This is a genomic window from Myceligenerans halotolerans (assembly GCF_054782975.1).
On the sequence record NZ_BAAGRL010000017.1, the window covers coordinates 1 to 14,157 of the forward strand.

A 14,157-nucleotide genomic window follows, 5' to 3' on the forward strand; every position below is an offset into this window, starting at 1 on the left:
CCGCGAGGCACGACTGCCAGACCAAGCAAAATCACGCCTCCACGGTTTCAAGGGATTGCCAACCGGCCGGATCGGTGGGACGTGGCGGGGGCGCTGATCTGTTTGGGTGGGATGGCTGTGATCATGTATGGGCCGCGGGGGGAAGCGTGAACGGCGGAGCGGCGTTGCCGAACGGAGCGGACGACGTCGAGATCGTGGACTACCACTGAGGAGGACGACATGACCAAGATCGCTCCTATCCACCCAGGCGAGGTCCTGCTTGAGGAGTTCATCGAGCCACTCGGGACCACGCAGCACGCGGTCGCCGTCGCGATCGGCGTGCCTCCTCGTCGGATCAACGAGATCGTCCACGGCAAGCGTCGGATCACCGCGGACACTGCGCTGCGCCTGGGCCGCTACTTCAACACGACAGCCATGTTCTGGATCAACCTCCAGGCCCGCCACGACCTTGAGATCGAGCGCGACGAGCTCGGCGACCGGCTCGAGAAGATCCAACCGCCTAAGGACGATGCGTGCTCCCGCCTCACGTTGCTTCAATGAAGAGCCGACAGTAGCCTCTGACCTGGAGTGTTGCGGATTCGCAACACGCCCCACCAGGAGGCAGCGTGGCGCGAAGCTCATACAGCGAGTCAGATTACTTCGAGCTGACACTCGGACAGGCCGATGCGCAGTGGGGAGCGATCCTCGCCAGAACCACTCCAGCCCCTGGGACAAGACAGGCCAGGTTCACGCCGGTCGAGGCGATTCTCTGTGCGGCCGCAAGACTTGTCGTCGTCGACTACGACAAGCTCAACTCATCAAATGTGCGAGACGCAGCACCACCGATCCGGGTACTCGGAGGCCTCTTCGAGCGACCAGCAAAGAGCATCGTCGACAAGATGAGCAACCTTGATGGGAAGCGCGGACGCAGTAAAGGCGGAAAGCATGAACTCGCGGTGGGAGTCAGACTCGGAAGTGACCTCAAACTCCTCGCCACTCTCTACCGGGTTGTGTTTGCCTCGGCCCGCGATCACGGCGTCGGACCCGCCCGCCTCCCTGATTTTCTAGGCGTCGAGCTGGGCGGTACGCCAGAACTTCTCGGTCTGGAAGAACTTCACGATCAGGATGTCGACGAATATCTGGAGGGTCAGATCGATGAGTTGAGTGTCCCTTCAGCGGACCTTACCGCAACCGAGCACCATCTCATGACACAGATCCGGCTTGGACAGAACCGGTTCGCCCTCGGTGTGTACCGCAACTGTGCGCACTCCTGCGTCTTCTGCGGTTTCTCACTGGAGGATAAGGTGAGGCCGAGTCTCCTTCGCGCCGGTCATATCAAGCCTTGGCGCGCTTCGAGCGATGACGAACGACTCGACGTCACGAACGGGATTGCTGCCTGCCCCACGCACGACGCCGCGTTTGACGCGGGGCTCATTACCCTGCGCGGAGACCTGACCGTCCGTCGGTCAGCTCGCCTCGATCGCGCGATCTCGAGGAACCAGTCCGTTGCTCAGGCCTTCACCGCCGATAGCTTGAGACCAGACCTTCACTTCCCGGACTCGGCGCAGATGCCCCGGGCGGAGTACCTCGACTATCACCAGACCTATGTCTTCGGGTAGATGACCGACGGATGCCAAGCAAGCGTATGGCCCGCCGGCCCGGGCATCTAAAGCTCCTGAAGTCGCCGTACCTCATCAGCCACGCGCCGCGCGGCCGCAATCGGCTCCTCGTGCTCCCAGATCCGGAGAACTGTCCACCCAGCTTCTGCGAGTCGCGCGTTTGTGTCGGCGTCGCGAGCCACGTTCCCGGCGATCTTCGCGGACCAGTACTCGACGTGAGCGCTCGGCTGTCTGTAGTGCTCGGGGCAGCCGTGCCAGTAGCAGCCATCGATGAAGACGGCCAGCGCGATGCGTGTGAAGACGATATCTGCCTTGCGCCGCAGCTCCACAAGAGGCCGCTGGTCAACTCGGTAGCGAAGCCCTTGCGCATGTAGCAGCCGACGGATCGCGAGCTCTGGTCCGGTGTCGCGGTGCCGATTCGCCTGCATGTTACGACGCCGACCCGGCGACACGGCCCATGACCGTGTCCTAGATAGCTCTCCGTCGGCTTTCTCGCCCACTTCCACTCCGTCCTGCCCGGTAGCGACGCCGCTGTGGACATCGCACGTCATCCACAGCCGCGGCGAGGCTCTCACTTGGTACTGAAGCATAGGCGCTACCGTTTGAGCCATGGATACCCCCTTTGAGCTCTTCGACCAGGCTCAGGACCCGGCGATCGCCAAGGTCGCCGCTACCCTTCGCACGGCCGACCCACGAGGCAAGCGCTGGTCGCACCTCATCCGCCACACGTACGACGTGCTCTACAACGGGCAGGAGACCGGCCGGTATCGCTGGGACCAGCTGATGAAGACTGAGAAGACCCACTTTGGCACTCTCTTTGAGATCCATGCGCAGCGCGAGTTCCTGTTCAACGACGGAGACGCGACAGACTTTGAGATTTCCGGCTACGAAGTCGACGCCAAGTGGAGTCAGAAGGATGGCGGATGGATGCTTCCGCCTGAGGTGTTCGACCGGATCGCGCTCGTTGCGACTGGCAGCGATGCGGACAGCGTGTGGTCCCTGGGCCTGATCCGCGTGACTGCTGACGTCCGGAGGCAGAAGGTCAATCGCGACGCGAAGACTCAGCTGAACAATCTCGGGAGGAGTTCGATCCACTGGTTGTGGCGAAATGAGCCCTTACGACCTAACGCACTGCTTCACCTTTCATCGGCCGCTATCGAGCACATCACCGATCCGAGTGCTTCAGGAACGGAGCGAGCTGCGCGCCTATTCAAAGCAACTGAAGGAACACTCGTAACCCGCGGCGTTGTTGCAACAGTCACTCGTCAACTCGACGCGCAGAAGCGCATCCGCCACAACGGTGGCGCGCGAGATCTCTTGATGGCCGATGGTTATCTCATCCTGAGCGGTGCGTACCATCAGCGCCACGCGGAAGAACTCGGCGTCCCAGTCCCGCTCAAGGATGAGTACATCTCTGTGCGAGTCACCCCTTCTGCGAGCGAGGAAGGAACCATGATCGGTAGCCGCCGATGGCGGCATGCACGTCCAGACGAGAAAGTCACCGCGACTGCGCCACGCCTCACAAGATAGCGATCTCTCTAATCCGCGATCGGATCGGCTGCCCCAGAAAAATCATGCAGGACCCAACTGCAGCCGCGGCATTCCAATACATGCCAGATCCACCATATTCCTACATCAGCAGTATCACGGACTAGCGCCAAGGGAGTAAATTGTGAACGCAACTGGCGGAATCTTCAATTTCACGGGCTGGAAGCCCTCACCGAGGAAAGATGGCAGGCCAAAGAACAAAGCTGGATGGCTGTGGGTGCCCAACTGTTCTGATGTGGCCAGCCTTGAGAGTCTCACTTTGGGTGCCAAAATGCTTGCCGAACTTGGTCTCAGGAACCCAAACGAGAATCAGATGAATCCCCTACCGCTCCCATCGAACCCAGGCGCGAGCCTCGAAAATTGGGTGAGGAATGAGATAGCCATGGAGCTTCCTAACCTCGCCCCGTCTCGGAGGTGGCTTGTTGAGCGCGGTGAGAAGATCACAAAGTTTGCCCAGTATGGACACTTGAATGACCTTGATGCGATCGTTGCTTCTGATCCGAACATTCGGATCACGGTAGGCCGCGACTATCACATAAAGCCTGACGTAACGGTCGGACTAGAGGGTGCGGCCGCGGTCGACGGACTGGCCTTCCTTCACGCTGCAGTCTCCTGCAAGTGGACCATTCGCTCAGACCGAGTGCAGAACATTCGCCACGAATTTAACCAGATGATTCGCCACAGGCGCGGACGGCAACCGCACCTCGTGACCGTTACTGCTGAGCCCCTGCCGAGTCGACTCGCATCGATTGCCCGCGGAACAGGTGAGGTTGATGCGACCTATCATGTGGCATTCGACGCACTCGACCGCGCTGTGGCGGCCTCGTCTAACCGCGGGCAGCAAGAGGCATGGGACGAGGTAGTGGGACAGCGGCGACTGAAGAGCTTCCACTACCTCGCCGACGATCTCGAGCGCTGGTAAGCACGTATCAATGGACTCGATTCCCCAGATGCATTTGATACCAAGCCTGAGGCGGGCCGTCTACCTCTGCGCGGATCCTAATCAACCGATCGAATGAAGTCTTCTTAACTGATCCTCGACCGAGTAGCAGCGGCAGCAAAGGCCAGGTGGCGAGCGTGGTCGTCCTGTCCGGTGAACGCATTAAATCCACCAAGCTTGTATGCCACCTGTCCGCGCACCTTCCGTTCTTCAATCGCAAAGTCACGGCGAAGGTTGTCAACCCGCTTCAGAATTTCGGATTCGCTGTATCTCTCAAAAAGGAGCCCACGAAGCTCCGGGACCGATTGAAACTTCTCGCTCCCGCGCAGAGCCCGGTAGACGTCGTCATGGACGGCATGCGCTGCTAGCTCACGCGTACCCTCGTACTCGCGCTCATGCTCCAACGCTGCGAAGATCGCCCCGCCAACAGCTTCCGCAAGCGGCGGAGGAAATGCGTTTCCGACCTGACGGTACCGAGCGGTCTTCCGACCCGTGAATTTCCACTCGTACCCGTCTCCCCAGCCTTGAAGGCGGGCTGCCATCTCGGCCGTAAGGCGTGGAGGCTTCTCGAAGAAATGGGGCGCACCCTCCGGTGGAGCGGCGTCGGCGAGTCCGTGACCGTCGACGTGCATCTCACGCCATGCCTTCTTGGCACGTGTTGGCCCGAGGTCGGCACCTCCATGCTTCTTGCTGCCCCCCACGATTGTGGGGGCAACACCGGTCACAGTAGAAGCCCATTCCGAGGCGTGTTCCCATCCATTCTCAGCCATCAGGTCGTGCAGCGCCTCGCCAACACTGACAACCCGGTCATGCGGCTCTGGCCACTGAAAGTACGGTGCATCTTCTTCCCGCAGTGCCACGAGAACAAAGCGTGGACGAAGCTGCGGGACCCCATAGTCCGAAGCGTGCAGCAGCTTCCAATCAGCCACGTAGCCGAGATCGGCAAGCCTGTCGATGACTGCTTGACGATAACCTGCGAAACGTGGCATCGATAGGCCTCGAACGTTTTCTAGCATGAGAGCCCGGGGCTGTATCCGACCGCACGCCTCGACGGCCCACGCGAACAAGTCCCGCTCGTCGTTGGCTCCCAGCTGTTTTCCAGCGATCGAGAATGGAGGACAAGGGACGCCGCCCGCAAGCAACGCAATACCGCCGTAGTGTTCCGGGGTCCAGACCGATTCGTCCGCGACGTCGCCGATCGCTACCTTCCAGTGAGGTCGGTTGAGCTGCAACGTTGCGGCAGCGTTGTCATCTATCTCTACCGCAAGGGCGTGTTCAAAGCCCGCGCGTTCCAGACCTAGCGCCTGTCCACCAGCACCCGCACAGATCTCAACGACGCTGTAACCCACCGGAGATCCTCCTCAATTGCATCATCGTTCCATCCACATTTTCGCACAGGCGTTCAATCCTGTCGAGAGCAGCCGACGGATGAGTTCGATTCTCCCACTACGAGGACGTCACACCAAGCAACCCGGTGCCAGTGTTGCGTACATCCGAGCAGATGCCAGTTGTCCACAGCCAGCGCTTCCATGACCGCCGACACCCAATGCCGGCACCTTCGACCTGGGTTACAGAGGAACCGCCTCATCGCGTGCCTGGTCCGCGGCAGGGGTGTCCGAGTCCCGCGAGATGACGTCGACATCCACGGTCAGTAGCTCTTCCAGGGCTCCGACCGGTGCGTACTTGTCCGCGAGATCGAAGCCGTCCGGATATTTGACCATGAGGTCGACGTCGGACCACAGCGTGTCCTCGCCTCGCGACACCGAGCCGATGACCCGCACATCGGTGACACCGAACTTGGCTGCCGTCGCAACCACGTCATCCCGGCGGTTGAGGAGAATGTCTCGAGGGCGGATCCGGAGGGCCCGAGCGAGACGGTCTCGCGCGTCAGTCGACGCATCGCGTCACCCCCCGCTCGATCGCCGCGATCGTGGACTGCCGAACCCTGGTGAGCTCCGCCAAGCGCGCGTGGCTCAGTCCGGCCGCTTCGCGCCGGACACGCAGGAACTGCGCGAACTCGTCCACGGGGTGACGATAGCGAACTTGCGATCGCAGCCCTGGTCACCGAGCGCCCAAGCCCAACCCCACCACGACCGCCGTCGTACGCGACGACCAGAGCTCCCCTGCTACTGCCCCACCCGCCCGTCGATCGACTCCCGCAGCAGGTCCGCGTGCCCCAGATGGCGGGCGTACTCCTCGATCATGTGGACCAGGACGTCCCGCACGGGAACCTGCCTGTCGCGGTGGGGAACCGTCGTGCCCAGGTCCTCCTCCGGGAGGGCGTCGAGCCAGGCGTCGGCGGAGGCAACTCGATCACGCCACGTCGCCCACGCCCCCTCCACGACGGCCGGGTCGGCGACGGCACCGTTGAAGTCGGCATCGTTGTCCTCAGGGGTGTCGTAGATCTGCTGGACGTCGGGCTGCTGCTTGAGGATGCGCTCGAACCAGTGGTTCTCCACCTGAGCCATGTGCCGCACGAGCCCGAGCATGGACATCGTCGATGGCGGCACCGATCGCCGCGCCATTTGCTCGGTGTCTAGGCCTTCGCACTTCATCACGAGCGTGAAGCGGTAGTGCTTGAGGTAGTTCGCCAGGGTCTCCTTCTCGCCGACAGGGTGGGCGAGCGCGCGCCGAGGGTCCTCATCGCCGTCGACCCAGTTGTAGAGGTTGGTTCCCTGGGTCCAGCGTTCGGGAGTCGTCGTCATAGGGTCAGCCAACCGTGACGAGCTGGCGCGAGCAAGCGATTACGCCCGCTGCTGATACAGCAGCCCGTACCGGTCGATCCGCCAGAGCTGAGCCATGAGCAGCAGCACCGTCCCTGAGACGAGCGGCCACAGATCCAGCGCGACCAGGCCCCACGCGATCAGCCCGAAGCCACCCAGGCCGGCCGCCACCAGGATCCGCGTGATGACGAGATGCTCCGCGGACAGGTCGCCGGCGACGTGCAGCTGCTCGCCGTAGATCCCGCGCGCCGCCCACGACGTCGGTCCCACCGGCCCGAAGATGCGCACGTTCAGCCAGAACAGCCACACCGCCACGACCGCGACACCCACCAGGCACCACCAGCCGATCCATTCTCGGCTCCACACCGCGAGCTCGAGCGCCGGGATCGCGGCGAGCCGTGTCCACACGCTCCAGGGGTTGGCGTGGCGCTTCCAGGCGTCGTCGGTCATGCCGTGCGCGCCGGCGACGGCGTTCTTCACGTCCATGAGGCTCCTTCAGGCAGGTCGAGTGCGCGGTCATGTCGTGGCCGACGGCGGTCGCGGGCGTGGTTCCGCGGCCTGCGGTCGTCGTCGTCCATCAGAGTACTCAACTTTCAGAGATTTCTGAACACTCTGATGGAAGTAGGGTTAGCGACGTGGAAACTCAGCACGCCACGTTGCGGGACGCCGCCGAGAAGCTCGCCCTGACGCTCGCCCAGGGCGGCATGCAGAAGTCGACGGCGCGGGTCCTCACCGCGCTGCTCTACACCGAGCAGGACACGATGACCTCCGCCGATCTGCGGGAGCAGCTGCAGATCAGTTCGGGTGGAGTGTCGGCAGCGGTGAAGCAGCTCCTGCCGACCGGCTTCATCGAGCGCATGCCCGCACCGGGCAGCCGACGCGACCACTACCGGTTCCGCTCCGGCGCGTGGGCAGGCCTGATGTCGCAGCAGAACGAGGTGCTGCGGGCAATGACCACAGCCGCGGAGGAGGGCCTGGCGGCAGCACCGGAGGGCTCGACGACGGCGGACCGCCTGCACGAAATGCGGGACTTCTATGCCTACATGACCGAACAGATGGTGCCGCTGGTCGAGCGATGGCGGGAGCAGTACGAGGCGCGAAGGAGCTCCCGGGCGTAGCGAGAGCCGCGGTCAGGGCCTGCCGCGATCTCGGGCAGGCCGCGACCGCCGCCCCGACCAGACCTCAGCCGATGCCGTCCGTTGTCGGCTTCGCCTTGTTCAGCGTGCGCGTCACCGGTGCGTCGTTCTCATCCAGCGCCTGGTGCATCATGCGGATGATGCCACGCACCTCGTCAGCGGCGGCGTTCCACCGCTGCTCCTTGGCGCGGTACTCGTCCAGGACGCCATCGGCTGGATGGTCAGCCATCGTCGCTTTCACGTCCGGGTCGCGCTGCGCGACCAAGGCCTCCAACCGGGCCGCGATCCGGTCGAGATTCTCCTGCGCCCGCGCCGAAGCCTCGGCGTCGTCATCGCGGTGCTCCATGTCGTTCGCACCCACCATCGGACGAACCCCCTGTCTGCTCGACCATCTGTTCGAAATTAACTGACCCGCTCTGGGGACGGTAAGCGCTCAGCGCCCACTTCCGGAACACGCCACAGCGAACGGTGCCGATGATGGCGCCGGCCGGACCTTGTGTGCGCGCTCGGCATCATGTTCGGCGTCGCCCTCTGGGGAAGCCTGCTCGGTCCTGACCAGGCCCGCCGGTACGGCCGGTGATGCGCTGGAGATCTGCCGAGCCGGTGTGTCCGCCATCAAGACCGACGACCGCTCAGCACGTGGCAGGCCCTGCTCCACGACCGCCCCCTCCCCCTGTCCCGTGGTTCGTCCCATTGACGGAGCTGTCTCGATACACCCAATCTCGACATCCCGCCCGCGGTCAAGGGAAGTGGGGCAGATCGGTCACGAACCACGCGAGTATGTCCGCACACGCACCGGGTTTGCTCGACCGCGGGGCTTCGCCCGGTGGAACCGGTTATCCACAGGCCGCCCGTGCGATCCTGCGGGGGTGCGGCTAGCGTCGATGTTCGTTGCGCATCCGCAACCGTCCAGGTGGACGACGTCGTCAGGGGGCTCCATGCGACCGACAGCCGAACACTCACGACCACGATCGGCGGCCTCGCGAGGCCGTGTAGCAGCTGGGCGTATTGGCGCCAGCGCCGTTCTACGCGGTGTGGCCCTCGCCGTTGCTCTGGGCGGGCTCACCAGCTGCACCGGCAACGCTGACGTAGGCCCTTCGCCGACGACGACGGTCGCGGGTGAACCTACGGCCTCGCCGTCGGCCTCGAGGTCGGCGAGCGCCGAGGTCAAGAAGCCGGAGCGCCCGGCAGCGATGAAGCAGAACGACGCTAAGGGTGCTGCTGCGGCGGCGGAGTACTTCATCGAGCTGTATCCGTACGTGATGGCGACCGGGGACACGGCAGAGTTCGAGGCTATGAGCCATGAGGCTTGTGGGTTCTGTGCGGACACGCTCAGCGACGCACGCCGGATCGCTCGCAACGAGGAGTCGTACATCGGTGGGCAGACGGCGATCACCATCGGCCAAATGTATGAACGTGACGAACTCACAGGCATCTATCCGCTAGACCTGAGCGTTGTACAGGATGCATCACAGGTAATTGACCAGCAAGGCAAGGAGGTCTCGGCCCTGGAAGAGGTCGCATCCGATCTCCGAATCGAAGTTGGTCGACGGGCCGGGCAATGGGTCATTGCAGAGGTCGCCTCAACCTCCGGTGGTGAGTGATGTTCGGTCGCCTGATAAGCGCCGGCACCCTCTGTGCCCTGGGCATACTGGTCTTGACCCCTTCGGCGGATGCCGACGGTCAGCCGCACCCGTCCATCGGCGGCCGAGCATCTGAGCAGCAGGTGAGCGTTACGGCCACTCTGTCGACAGCGCCCGGCGGCACGACGGGTACCGGCGCAGCCAACACCCCAGGACATCCATCTGCTCTGCCACCACACGCCGAGACTCCGGCGTCATCGGATAGCGATGGCATGAGGAGTGCCACCAACGAGAACGTCCGCCAGTGGCGCGCCACGCCGGAACTTTGCCAGCTCTCCGATCTCGCGGGCGCAGCGCCTGTACTCCGCGCCGAGTGCGAGGGCGAAGGCCAGCGGCTCGCATACGACAACCTCGAGTGCGACGCCGGCCAGGAGCCGCAAGGCGCCCTCTTCGAGCAGCGGCGGAGTGGCGACACCTGGACTGTCCCCCAGGTCGTCGAGGAGGAGTCATGCCTCGACCCCACCCAGCCAGCAGAGGATCAACAACAAGGGGAACAGCGCCGCCAGATCGATATCCCCGCTGCTGCCGCGCGCGCCTTCCAGAACATGACGATCGAGCCCAGCGCTCTCGCCGTCCAACCGCCCGACGGCCGAACGCTCGTCAACCTCGACACCATCGCCTACGCCGAGGACGAGCCCCGCGTGCTCGACACCAACCTGTTCGGCATCCCGGTCAGCATCCGCGCGGTCCCGGACACCTACACGTGGAACTGGGGCGACGGCACGTCGAGCACGGGTTCTGACCCGGGCGCCCCGTATCCGAACCACACGGTCGCCCACGCGTACTCCGCTACCGGAACCGCAACCATCACTCTCACCACCACGTGGCATGGCCAGTTCCGCCTCCCCGGCGATCCGGCCTGGCGTGATGTCCCGGGCCAAGCCACCACCACTTCGCAGTCCCCACCGATAGAGATCCGCGAGGCTCGCACTCGTCTGGTCGAGGACCTGAGTCACTGAACGTCTCGCAGTGCCTCCGCCCGCACGGAGCGTCGTCGGCCCGCAGACCAGTTCTTGCGAGCCGCGCAGGCGGAGACGGTAGCGTGACGAATCATCCCCGTCCGACACCGGAGGCCACGATGGGCGCCATGCAGCCCTGGCATCTGCTCGTCCTGCTCTTCATCGTCGCCCTCGTCGCGAGCGTCGTCCTTCTCGTAGTGCTTCTTCTGGCTCGCAGTTCGGTGCGACCGTCGTCGGCATCCACCACGCCCTCGGCACCGCGACCGGCACAACCCACCCTGACCGAGCTCGCAGCTCTCCACGCGCGAGGCCAGCTGACCGACGAGGAGTTCACCGCCGCGAAGCGCAAGGCCCTGGACCTTTAGCTCCCTACAAGGGGTCTCGAATCCGCACCGAGCCGCGTGACTTCGCCGACCCGCCGTCGCCGCAAGCCGAAGACCCACCTCGTCAATCTGCAACCAAGAGTTGCGTATGACCTGATCCAGGTATAGCGTCATGCGCAACCGATAGTTGCAGGAGGTTGCCATGGACGGCAAGGAACCAGGAACCATCGAGCGCGAGCTGTACATCGAGGCCGCGCCCGAGATCGTCTTCGACGTGGTGAGCAAGCCGGAGCACCTCAAGGAGTGGTGGCCGGACGACGCACGCTACGAGCCCACCCCCGGCTCCACGGGAGAGATCGTCTTCGGAGACCCCGACACAGGTGGCGGTACCGTGCCGTTCACCGTCGTCGAGGCGATCCCTCCGCGCACGTTCTCCTTCCGCTGGACCCACCCGGCCGGCGAAGTCGCCGCCCAGGGAAACTCGCTGCTCGTCACATTCGAGCTGACGCCGCGCGACGACGGCACGTCGCTGCGGATGACCGAGACCGGATTCCGTGAGATGGGCTGGGAGATCGCGGTCCTCGAGGAGCAGTACCAGGAGCACGTCAAGGGCTGGGACCACTTCCTGCCGCGGCTCGCTCCGTACGTCGCCACGCTGAGGTCCCGACCGTGAGCAACACCCGGGATCCCGGAGCGACCACGCCACCCGATGACGCTCTCTGGTCCGCGATCGGTGACCCGACCCGTCGGCGGATGCTTGATCTGCTCCTCGCCGAGGGTGGCGGCACGGCGACCTCGCTGGGCAGGCAACTGCCCGTCACACGCCAGGCCGTAGCCAAGCACCTCGGCGTCCTCGACCGTGCCGGACTCGTCCACTCGGCGACCTCGGGCCGGGAGAAGCGCTACCAGGTCGACGACGCACAGCTCGCTCGCGCGGCAGCACAGCTCGCTTCGGTCGGATCCGCCTGGGACGCACGACTCCAGCGGATCAAGCGGATCGCCGAGACGATCCAGCACACGCAACAGGAACACCTGCAGCAGGACGAGCAGCACAACTGATCAGGAGACTGCGATGGACATCTTGCACCGTGTCGGCGTCGAGGCATCGACGCCCGACAAGACCTACGAAGCGCTGACCACCGTCGACGGCCTCGCCGGCTGGTGGACCACCGACACGACCGGCTCGACCGACCCCGGCGGCGTGATCAAGTTCCGCTTCCCGCCCATTGGCGGCTTCGACATGAAGGTCCTCGAGGCGCGGCCGAACGAGCGAGTCGTGTGGGAGATCGTCGACGGCCCCGAGGAGTGGATCGGAACGACGATCTCGTGGGATCTCCGCCAGGACGGCGACTTCACGATCGTCCTGTTCAAGCACGCGGGCTGGAAGGAGCCCGTGGAGTTCATGCACCACTGCAGCACCAAGTGGGCGACGTTCCTGATGAGCCTCAAGTCCATGATCGAGACCGGCAAGGGCGCGCCTGCGCCGGACGATGTCGTCATCAGCGACTGGCACTGACCCGATACCGCTGAAAGCGGTGGGTCCCCGAGCGCACCGCTTTCAGGCGTCGACGGCGGCAGGGTCCTCGCTCCAGGCGGTCGACGTCCGCCGGCCGGCTATCGCCCGCCACGTCACTGCCGCCGTCGACACCGTCCGCCATCTCGCGAGGAGCGGACAGTCTGGCCAGCCAACACGGTCGAGCGTCAAAGAAGTCGGCCCAGCCGCCCGAGCATGCCACGCTTGGACTCGTGACCTCCGCGAGCCTCGACGACCCCCAGTCCCCTCTCAACCCTCTTCCCTGGCCATTTCACACCGAGCGGCTCATCATCCGCCGCAGCACCACGGACGATCTCGAGCCTCTGTGGAAGTACCGCGGCCTCCCCGAGGTCTCGAAGTGGACCTCCTGGCACCCTGCTGACCAGCAGGACTGGAACACCTACCAGGGTGAGCCCGCCCGCATGGCGCGCACCCTCGTCTTCGAACACGACGGTGCCATCGCCGGAGACCTCATGCTCATGATCCAGGACGGCTGGGCGCAGCGAGAGGCTGCCGACCAGGCCCGTGGCAGCCAGGCCGAGCTCGGCTGGGCGCTGGACCCAACCTTCGGCGGCAAGGGACTCGCGACCGAAGCCGTGCGCGAGCTGGTCCGGATCTGCTTCGAGGAGCTCGGTCTACGCCGGGTCACCGCGGGCGCATTCGCCGACAACGAGCGTTCTGCGCGGGTGATGGAGCGCGTCGGCATGCGCCGCGAGGCCTACACCGTCAAGGAGTCGTTCCACCGCGACCTCGGCTGGCTCGACGGCATCGAGTACGCGCTGCTGGCTGACGAGTGGCGCGCCGACGAGTGACCCGATTCGGTGCCGTCGACGTCCACTACCTGCCCGAAGGCGGCGCCCGCGCCGCACTCGTCGTCTGCCCGACGGCGATCTACGGCGAGATCATCGAGGAACGCACCGCCGAGGTGGCCGAGGTCGCGGAGTACCGCCCAGGCAACTTCTACGAACGCGAACTCCCACCATTGCGCGCGCTGTTGTCCGACTCCGGCGCCGCACCACTCGACCTGTTGATCGTCGACGGATACGTGACTCTCGCCCCCGACGGCCGTCCCGGCCTCGGAGCTTATGTCCACGCCGAGGGACTCGCCGCGATCGTGCTCGGTGTCGCGAAGACTCGGTTCAACGCGGCCACCCACGCGATCGAAGTGATCCGGGGCACGACGTCGAAGCGCCCGCTCTACGTCACCACCGCCGGCATGCCGCCCGACGACGCCGCTCACCTGGTCCGCAACATGTCGGGCAAGGCCCGGTTCCCGGATGCGCTACGCAGAGTCGACCGCCTCGCACGATCCGGTTGAGGCGGCCGCGGGCCTTCGCGAGCACCTCAAGAATGTCTCGATCGTGTCAGCGACGAACCTCGGCATCATGGCGGCGCCATGTCGAAGCGACATGCTGACACAGGGGCTCGTCGCAGCGACACCGCGCGCTACCCGTCAGAACACCCCAGGGAGGAGCGAACTCAGGAAAGGGTCGTCGTTGACGGCCCGCCAGGCGAGGAAGGCTGGAACCGCTATCGCGAACGACGCGAAACCGAGCCATTCCGACGGCGTGACACCTTGCCGCGGATGTTCGTGACAACGCTGCATAGGTCCGACCGCCTTGCGGCGGCAACGCATCGGCTTCCCGTTCCGCTCCTTCTTGCGGTTCGCCGCACCACACTGCGTCGTCGCGACGAGCCCGATGGCGACCGGCCCCACGACGACCAACACGAACCAGGCCAGTGGTGACATCCC

21 protein-coding genes and 1 pseudogene are annotated in these 14,157 nt (G+C 64.6%); 14 read left to right on the plus strand and 8 right to left on the minus strand.

Annotated features, from left to right (window positions below):
* Nucleotides 1–63 precede the first annotated feature (63 nt).
* From ACYVK5_RS12335 to ACYVK5_RS12345, 3 genes and pseudogenes are all read left to right on the plus strand, one after another.
* Nucleotides 64–150, plus strand: a pseudogene (locus tag ACYVK5_RS12335) (YnfA family protein); the annotation flags it as partial.
* A gap of 69 nt (nt 151–219) precedes the next feature.
* Nucleotides 220–540: a HigA family addiction module antitoxin gene (locus ACYVK5_RS12340; protein WP_460705309.1), complete on the plus strand. Its 321-nt coding sequence runs from the start codon at nt 220–222 to the stop codon at nt 538–540.
* A gap of 65 nt (nt 541–605) precedes the next feature.
* Nucleotides 606–1,598, plus strand: a complete 993-nt coding sequence (locus ACYVK5_RS12345) for an HNH endonuclease (protein WP_460705311.1) — start codon at nt 606–608, stop codon at nt 1,596–1,598.
* 47 nt (nt 1,599–1,645) lie between these two features.
* On the opposite strand, the gene ACYVK5_RS12350 is transcribed toward ACYVK5_RS12345, so the two are convergent.
* On the minus strand, nt 1,646–2,188 hold the full coding sequence (locus tag ACYVK5_RS12350) for a very short patch repair endonuclease (RefSeq protein ID WP_460705313.1): 543 nt from the start codon (nt 2,186–2,188) through the stop codon (nt 1,646–1,648).
* 19 nt (nt 2,189–2,207) lie between these two features.
* On the opposite strand from ACYVK5_RS12350, the gene ACYVK5_RS12355 reads away from it, so the two are divergent.
* The gene (locus ACYVK5_RS12355; RefSeq protein WP_460705315.1) at nt 2,208–3,128 is read left to right on the plus strand and encodes a NaeI family type II restriction endonuclease; all 921 of its coding nucleotides are present in this window, start codon (nt 2,208–2,210) and stop codon (nt 3,126–3,128) included.
* 142 nt (nt 3,129–3,270) lie between these two features.
* Nucleotides 3,271–4,068 (plus strand): NgoMIV family type II restriction endonuclease, encoded by a 798-nt coding sequence (locus ACYVK5_RS12360; RefSeq protein WP_460705317.1) that lies wholly within the window; start codon nt 3,271–3,273, stop codon nt 4,066–4,068.
* A gap of 104 nt (nt 4,069–4,172) precedes the next feature.
* Here ACYVK5_RS12360 and ACYVK5_RS12365 read toward each other — a convergent pair whose 3' ends face one another.
* From ACYVK5_RS12365 to ACYVK5_RS12385, 5 genes are all read right to left on the minus strand, one after another.
* Nucleotides 4,173–5,435: a DNA cytosine methyltransferase gene (locus ACYVK5_RS12365; RefSeq protein WP_460705319.1), complete on the minus strand. Its 1,263-nt coding sequence runs from the start codon at nt 5,433–5,435 to the stop codon at nt 4,173–4,175.
* Between the two features lie 219 nt (nt 5,436–5,654).
* Nucleotides 5,655–5,903 (minus strand): nucleotidyltransferase family protein, encoded by a 249-nt coding sequence (locus ACYVK5_RS12370; RefSeq protein ID WP_460705321.1) that lies wholly within the window; start codon nt 5,901–5,903, stop codon nt 5,655–5,657.
* 70 nt (nt 5,904–5,973) lie between these two features.
* Nucleotides 5,974–6,111, minus strand: a complete 138-nt coding sequence (locus ACYVK5_RS12375; protein ID WP_460705323.1) for a helix-turn-helix domain-containing protein — start codon at nt 6,109–6,111, stop codon at nt 5,974–5,976.
* 101 nt (nt 6,112–6,212) lie between these two features.
* A complete protein-coding gene (locus ACYVK5_RS12380; RefSeq protein WP_460705325.1) occupies nt 6,213–6,791 on the minus strand; it encodes a DinB family protein in 579 nt (192 codons plus the stop codon).
* Nucleotides 6,792–6,830: 39 nt separating this feature from the next.
* Nucleotides 6,831–7,295, minus strand: coding sequence for a DUF6653 family protein (locus tag ACYVK5_RS12385; protein ID WP_460705327.1), 465 nt, complete (start codon nt 7,293–7,295; stop codon nt 6,831–6,833).
* A gap of 149 nt (nt 7,296–7,444) precedes the next feature.
* On the opposite strand from ACYVK5_RS12385, the gene ACYVK5_RS12390 reads away from it, so the two are divergent.
* Complete coding sequence (locus tag ACYVK5_RS12390) at nt 7,445–7,927, plus strand: GbsR/MarR family transcriptional regulator (RefSeq protein ID WP_460705329.1); 483 nt, start codon at nt 7,445–7,447, stop codon at nt 7,925–7,927.
* A gap of 64 nt (nt 7,928–7,991) precedes the next feature.
* Here ACYVK5_RS12390 and ACYVK5_RS12395 read toward each other — a convergent pair whose 3' ends face one another.
* Complete coding sequence (locus tag ACYVK5_RS12395) at nt 7,992–8,309, minus strand: pore-forming ESAT-6 family protein (RefSeq protein ID WP_460705331.1); 318 nt, start codon at nt 8,307–8,309, stop codon at nt 7,992–7,994.
* A 574-nt stretch (nt 8,310–8,883) separates the two neighbouring features.
* Here ACYVK5_RS12395 and ACYVK5_RS12400 point away from each other — a divergent pair.
* The 8 genes from ACYVK5_RS12400 (at nt 8,884) to ACYVK5_RS12435 (ending at nt 13,722) form a co-directional block, all read left to right on the plus strand.
* Nucleotides 8,884–9,549, plus strand: coding sequence for a DUF6318 family protein (locus ACYVK5_RS12400; RefSeq protein WP_460705333.1), 666 nt, complete (start codon nt 8,884–8,886; stop codon nt 9,547–9,549).
* A gap of 251 nt (nt 9,550–9,800) precedes the next feature.
* On the plus strand, nt 9,801–10,547 hold the full coding sequence (locus ACYVK5_RS12405; protein WP_460705335.1) for a hypothetical protein: 747 nt from the start codon (nt 9,801–9,803) through the stop codon (nt 10,545–10,547).
* A gap of 83 nt (nt 10,548–10,630) precedes the next feature.
* A complete protein-coding gene (locus tag ACYVK5_RS12410) occupies nt 10,631–10,912 on the plus strand; it encodes an SHOCT domain-containing protein (protein ID WP_460705337.1) in 282 nt (93 codons plus the stop codon).
* Nucleotides 10,913–11,072: 160 nt separating this feature from the next.
* On the plus strand, nt 11,073–11,543 hold the full coding sequence (locus ACYVK5_RS12415; RefSeq protein WP_460705339.1) for an SRPBCC family protein: 471 nt from the start codon (nt 11,073–11,075) through the stop codon (nt 11,541–11,543).
* Nucleotides 11,540–11,929 (plus strand): ArsR/SmtB family transcription factor, encoded by a 390-nt coding sequence (locus tag ACYVK5_RS12420; protein ID WP_460705341.1) that lies wholly within the window; start codon nt 11,540–11,542, stop codon nt 11,927–11,929. Before ACYVK5_RS12415 ends, ACYVK5_RS12420 begins: the two co-directional genes overlap by 4 nt.
* Before the next feature lie 13 nt (nt 11,930–11,942).
* Entirely contained in the window at nt 11,943–12,386 is a 444-nt protein-coding gene (locus ACYVK5_RS12425) for an SRPBCC family protein (protein ID WP_460705343.1), read from the plus strand.
* A gap of 230 nt (nt 12,387–12,616) precedes the next feature.
* Nucleotides 12,617–13,216 carry a GNAT family N-acetyltransferase gene (locus tag ACYVK5_RS12430; protein ID WP_460705345.1) on the plus strand — a complete coding sequence of 200 codons (600 nt, stop codon included), beginning with the start codon at nt 12,617–12,619 and terminating at the stop codon, nt 13,214–13,216.
* Nucleotides 13,213–13,722: an endonuclease V gene (locus ACYVK5_RS12435; protein WP_460705347.1), complete on the plus strand. Its 510-nt coding sequence runs from the start codon at nt 13,213–13,215 to the stop codon at nt 13,720–13,722. Before ACYVK5_RS12430 ends, ACYVK5_RS12435 begins: the two co-directional genes overlap by 4 nt.
* A 135-nt stretch (nt 13,723–13,857) precedes the next feature.
* Here the strand turns inward: ACYVK5_RS12435 and ACYVK5_RS12440 are convergent, their stop codons facing one another.
* The gene (locus tag ACYVK5_RS12440) at nt 13,858–14,154 is read right to left on the minus strand and encodes a hypothetical protein (RefSeq protein ID WP_460705349.1); all 297 of its coding nucleotides are present in this window, start codon (nt 14,152–14,154) and stop codon (nt 13,858–13,860) included.
* Nucleotides 14,155–14,157 lie beyond the last annotated feature (3 nt).

What these genes read in the sequence shown, in the direction of transcription:
- ACYVK5_RS12340 (WP_460705309.1), top strand. Translation starts at nt 220, where the DNA reads ATGACCAAGATCGCTCCTATCCACCCAGGCGAGGTCCTGCTTGAGGAG.
- ACYVK5_RS12350 (WP_460705313.1), bottom strand. Translation starts at nt 2,188, where the DNA reads ATGCTTCAGTACCAAGTGAGAGCCTCGCCGCGGCTGTGGATGACGTGC.
- ACYVK5_RS12355 (WP_460705315.1), top strand. Translation starts at nt 2,208, where the DNA reads ATGGATACCCCCTTTGAGCTCTTCGACCAGGCTCAGGACCCGGCGATC.
- ACYVK5_RS12380 (WP_460705325.1), bottom strand. Translation starts at nt 6,791, where the DNA reads ATGACGACGACTCCCGAACGCTGGACCCAGGGAACCAACCTCTACAAC.
- ACYVK5_RS12385 (WP_460705327.1), bottom strand. Translation starts at nt 7,295, where the DNA reads ATGGACGTGAAGAACGCCGTCGCCGGCGCGCACGGCATGACCGACGAC.
- ACYVK5_RS12395 (WP_460705331.1), bottom strand. Translation starts at nt 8,309, where the DNA reads ATGGTGGGTGCGAACGACATGGAGCACCGCGATGACGACGCCGAGGCT.
- ACYVK5_RS12400 (WP_460705333.1), top strand. Translation starts at nt 8,884, where the DNA reads ATGCGACCGACAGCCGAACACTCACGACCACGATCGGCGGCCTCGCGA.
- ACYVK5_RS12405 (WP_460705335.1), top strand. Translation starts at nt 9,801, where the DNA reads ATGAGGAGTGCCACCAACGAGAACGTCCGCCAGTGGCGCGCCACGCCG.
- ACYVK5_RS12415 (WP_460705339.1), top strand. Translation starts at nt 11,073, where the DNA reads ATGGACGGCAAGGAACCAGGAACCATCGAGCGCGAGCTGTACATCGAG.
- ACYVK5_RS12425 (WP_460705343.1), top strand. Translation starts at nt 11,943, where the DNA reads ATGGACATCTTGCACCGTGTCGGCGTCGAGGCATCGACGCCCGACAAG.
- ACYVK5_RS12440 (WP_460705349.1), bottom strand. Translation starts at nt 14,154, where the DNA reads ATGTCACCACTGGCCTGGTTCGTGTTGGTCGTCGTGGGGCCGGTCGCC.